The sequence below is a fragment of the Catenulispora pinisilvae genome (assembly GCF_015356865.1).
In the GTDB taxonomy this organism is placed as follows: Bacteria; Actinomycetota; Actinomycetes; order Streptomycetales; family Catenulisporaceae; genus Catenulispora; species Catenulispora pinisilvae.
Map to the genome: position 1 here is coordinate 1 of NZ_JAAFZA010000428.1, position 4,353 is coordinate 4,353.

Sequence of the window (4,353 nt, forward strand, 5' to 3'; positions counted from 1 at the left end):
TGTGTATAAGAGACGGGGACACGGGGGACACAGTCGTCTGCGCGGAAACCGCCATTCCTCTGGACCCGAGCTTTGCCTACCGGCTGTGCTCGGCTAGTTTGCGGGGAATGGCGGTTGACGACGAAGACGAGTGGCGCTTCTGGGATCTCCTCGACGCTATGGCAGCCGAGGAGATCCGTTCGCGGACCGTCTATCAGGTGTTCCGGCCCGGGGATTCGCTGACCGGCGAGGGGGAGGACACCCACCGGGTGTTCTTCATCCAGTCCGGGTGGGTCTCGGTGATCCAGCACAGCACCGGCGGGGCCACCCGGATCCTCGCGGTCCGCGGCCCCGGCGATGTGGTGGGGGAGTTGGCCAGCCTGTCCGAGCGGCCGCGTAGCGCGACCGTCAGGGCCCGCAGCACCGTCGAGGCCCGCGGGATGAGCGGAGAGGCCTTCCTGGACCTCGCGGAGCGCACTCCCTCCATAGCCCGGGCCCTCTTCCGCACCCTCGCCGACCGCCTCCACGACGCCGACCGCCACCGCACCCAGCTGCACGGCTCCGTCGCCCTCGGCGCGGTCGCCGACAAGCTGCTGGAGATCCACTCCTACGCCGGCGCCGGGCAGGACCGGCCGGTGTTCACCCAGGAGGAGATCGCCTGCTGGGCCGGGGTCAGCGTGCCGGCCCTGGCGCGCTCCCTGCGGACGCTGCGCGAGGCGGGAGTCATCCGCAGCGCGCGCCAGCGCATCCTCGTGCTCGACGAGAAGGCCCTGCGCGTGGTCGCGCAGAACGGTCGCGTCGCCGGGTGATGGCCAGTCGCCGCCTGATAACTATCTGACAACGCTCTGCGGCCGGCCGCAGAGCGTCGGGCCGACCGCGGGCCCGGGGGCCAAGTTCGTTATGCGTACTTGTGGCTTCGTGAAACAGCATGTGCGGGTACCGGGGGACCGGTTTTTGTCAGTGCCGGGCGATAGCTTTAATGCCGAACGGATCCGTTTCCGCACTAGTAAAATAGCTGGTGCGGAGATCTCGCGCATCGGAGTACCTTGCGATACATGTCGGGGGGCACGGAGGGTCGTCATCAAGGGCCTGTTCTCATGAATACGCCGTTGGAACCACGTAGTCGCGCTGGTAGGACACCGCGTCAGTGGCACGGGCGGTATGCGCAGCCGATCAGCCACCAACTCAATCCGCAAGCCGTCACCAATCTGCCGACCCACCGGTCGATCGTCGTCGTGGACGTGGTCTCGTTCACGCGACCGGACAGGGACAACGTCGATCAACTCGCTATTCGCGCCGCGCTTTACGACACCCTGCGCGACGCATTCGAGGATTCCGGAATCCCGTGGCGGCAGACCGTCCGGGAGGACCGCGGCGACGGCGTGCTGATCTTCGTCTCCGCCGAGGTCTCCAAGGTGCTGCTGCTCGGCCGGATGCCGGCCCGGCTGGCCGAACTGCTGGAGCACGGCAACGACGGGCGCACACCGCGCCAGCGGTTCCGGCTGCGGGTGGTGGTGCACGCCGGAGAGGTGCACCACGACGCGCACGGCTACGCCGGTTACGACGTCAACCTGGCCTTCCGCCTGGTCGACGCCGGGCCGCTGCGCGAGGCGATGGAGCACAGCACGGCGGCCGTGGGGCTGATCGTGTCCGAGGGCGTGCACGACGGAGTGCTGCGCCACGGCTACGGCGGCCTGGACGCCGCGGCTTTCGAGCAGGTCCGGGTGCAGGTGAAGTCCGCCGACGTGCCCGGCTGGATCCAGCTGTTCACCAGGGGGGCGGTGCTGCCGGTGCCGCGCCGGGTGGCGCGGTCGGAATCGGGGGTGCTGCTCGGGCCCGAGTTGCCGGACGCTCCGGTGGCCGGGGCTCCGATAGCCGGGGCTCCAGCGGCCGGGCTGGCCGAAGAACTGGTGCCCGGCCCGCGGGTCGGTGCCGCCGGTGCCGTAGGGCCGGTGGCGGTCGTCCTGGCCGACGAGGCCTCGCTGCTCGACGAACTGGCCGGCCTCGGAGTACGCACCGTGGTCCTGGTCGGCGGCGCGGCCGATCTGGCCGCGGGGCTTGTGCCGATAGATCGAGGGACGATATATATCGACCATGAGTTCATCGAGTAGCCGGACGGAGCAGACCTTCCAGATTTTGACCGCGCTGGTCGACGGACCGCTGCACGGATACGGGATCATCCAGGAGGTCGCCCGCCTGTCGGACGGCCGGACCAGCTTGCGCGTGGGCACCCTCTACGGCGCACTGGACCGGCTGTCCGGCGAGGGCCTGCTGGTCCTGGACCGGGAGGAGACGGTCTCGGGCCGCCTGCGCCGCTACTACCGCCTCACCGACGTCGGCGCGCAGGTGCTCGCCGACGACGCGGAGCGCCTGGTGCGGCAGGCCTCGGTGGCGCTGGAGCGGCTGAAGAAGCGGGGGGCGCCCCGCGCCGCCCTGGGAGGGGGAGGGACGGCATGAGCGGCGAGCGGTTGGAGCGGCGCTATAGGAGGCTTCTGCGGATACTGCCGAAGTCCTATAGGGAAGCCCGCGGAGAAGAACTCCTCAGCACCCTGATGGACGGCTCCGAGGAAGGACGCACGCGCCCCGAACTCCGTGAGGTGCTGAGCCTGGCCCGGCTCGGGGTGCGGGCCCGGCTGGGCCGCGCCGCCGACGGTGCCCTGGTGACCACCCGAACCGGTGAGATGGTGCGAACCGTGGCCCTGACCGGGACCACGCTGTTGGCGTTCGTCGGCCTCACCCAACTGGCGCTGATCGTCGCGAACGCCCGGTCCAACCCGGCGATCACCTGGACCTGGTCGGACCCGTCGGTGTTCACGCTCGGCCCCCGCCACCGACTCGACATCCTCCCGTACGAGATCCCGGCCTGCTGGTCGGCGGTACTGGGCCTGATCACCCTCGGCTGGTGGCGAACGGCCCGGATCTTGGCCTTGACGATGTTCCTGGCATCGGCATACCTGACCGACGGGATGGAGCTGGCACTGCACGAGGAGACGGTGCTGGCCGGCATCGTCACCGCGGCGCTGTTCGCGGTCCGGGGCGCCCACGCCCGCCGCGCGCTCGTCCCGGGCCTGCTCGCGACGGCGGTCGTGCTCGGCCTGGGTGCCGTGGTGTACGAGGGGCAGAAGACACTGCCATCCAGCCCGGAGAGCAGATTGCCGATCCGGATGTTCGAGGTCCTGCAGGGCTGGGGCCAGACCGAGAACCGGCACGCCATGGTCCTGGCCGCGCTCGCGATGGCCGCCGTCGGCGTCCTCGGATACCGGTCGTCGGTGCGGCCGGTGGCGCTGGCAGTGGTGGCGGTCGCGGCCATCGGCCCGGACCTGATCCTGGCATCGCAGCGTCCGTACTACGTCGGCGGCGATCGGATCCCGCTGGCGTTCTTCGCCGGGGGGCTGGTGTTGGTTGCTGCTCTGGCGGCGCTTAAGGAGCGCCTTGGCGGGCGTTCAGCGCGTTCCGGGACTCCGGGGGCGGTGGCGGGGTGACGAGGCCGCCAGGGGGCTTGTGACGGGGGCGGTGGCGGGGCGGCCGGGCTGGACGGGCTGGACGGGCTTTGGGACGCTCGGGGTTCGGGGCTTTTTGAAGGGCTAGAGTTTGCGAGCCGGGTTGCGGTCAGTTTGTCGGCTATAAAGCTTTTTACGGCCTTCGGTAATAGTTTTGCCGGTTCGGGGTTCGGGGCGGTGGGTGTGTTTGTCGGCTGCCGGTTTTCGTGTTCACGACCCCGCCGCACCTCAGGCCTCTTCAGCTCCCGCAAGTCGCAACAAGAACCAGATCAACAGCCAGATCACAGTCAAGAGCAAGATCAAGAGCTGTGGTGAAAAGCCGGCGCCTCCGGCGGGGGCTCTCGGCTCCCTCGGGGAACTGGCGCGGTTCCATAGGGTGGCCGGGTCAGGGCCCTGCGGCGGCGGTTGGTGAGGTGGTGCGGTTCGTTCCCCACGGTCGCGTCGTCAGCCCCAAGGGGTACAGCGCCGAACCCCGGGAGTAAAGTCCGCGCCCTTACGGAAAGCGGGCAGGCGGCGGCTGCGTACAGCGCGAACTTGACTCCCGAGAACCGGCACTGTAGGCAAAGCCCTGCCGACGCGACCGAGGGGAACGAACCGAAAACCGACCGGAAGAAAGGCAACCGTAGGGTACGAGGGCACGGGTCAGTAGTGCGGCTGCCGGTGTGGTGTAGGGGATCTTCCTCGGTCCACCGCTGCTCGACACGCCCGAACGCGTGACGATCAGCATGGATGTGAAAACCCGGCCAGCCTGGGGGCGCATTTCATTAACACGCTGACTTGATCTAGTGGCCGAGGGCGGCGGTGAGGCGGTCCGGGGTGCGCAGTGGTTGTTCAGCGGGGGTGAAGGCGAAGCCGAGGCCGGCCAGAGCGCGGA

General features: G+C 69.3%; 4 protein-coding genes. All 4 read left to right on the top strand.

Translation table 11 applies throughout. The features are described from left to right. Nucleotides 1-107: 107 nt before the first annotated feature. Complete coding sequence (locus tag IZR01_RS48320) at nucleotides 108-788, top strand: Crp/Fnr family transcriptional regulator (RefSeq protein ID WP_194899932.1); 681 nt, start codon at nucleotides 108-110, stop codon at nucleotides 786-788. Between the two features lie 288 nt (nucleotides 789-1,076). Then, the gene (locus IZR01_RS48325; protein ID WP_194927797.1) at nucleotides 1,077-2,090 is read left to right on the top strand and encodes a nucleotidyl cyclase domain-containing protein; all 1,014 of its coding nucleotides are present in this window, start codon (nucleotides 1,077-1,079) and stop codon (nucleotides 2,088-2,090) included. Beyond that, nucleotides 2,074-2,436, top strand: a complete 363-nt coding sequence (locus tag IZR01_RS48330) for a PadR family transcriptional regulator (protein ID WP_194899930.1) — start codon at nucleotides 2,074-2,076, stop codon at nucleotides 2,434-2,436. The genes IZR01_RS48325 and IZR01_RS48330 overlap by 17 nt, the downstream gene beginning before the upstream one ends. Then, entirely contained in the window at nucleotides 2,433-3,461 is a 1,029-nt protein-coding gene (locus IZR01_RS48335; protein ID WP_194927798.1) for a hypothetical protein, read from the top strand. The genes IZR01_RS48330 and IZR01_RS48335 overlap by 4 nt, the downstream gene beginning before the upstream one ends. Nucleotides 3,462-4,353 lie beyond the last annotated feature (892 nt).

Bases quoted from the DNA above. Each gene is read 5' to 3' on its own strand.
- IZR01_RS48320 (WP_194899932.1), top strand. From the start codon at position 108: ATGGCGGTTGACGACGAAGACGAGTGGCGCTTCTGGGATCTCCTCGAC.
- IZR01_RS48325 (WP_194927797.1), top strand. From the start codon at position 1,077: ATGAATACGCCGTTGGAACCACGTAGTCGCGCTGGTAGGACACCGCGT.
- IZR01_RS48330 (WP_194899930.1), top strand. From the start codon at position 2,074: ATGAGTTCATCGAGTAGCCGGACGGAGCAGACCTTCCAGATTTTGACC.
- IZR01_RS48335 (WP_194927798.1), top strand. From the start codon at position 2,433: ATGAGCGGCGAGCGGTTGGAGCGGCGCTATAGGAGGCTTCTGCGGATA.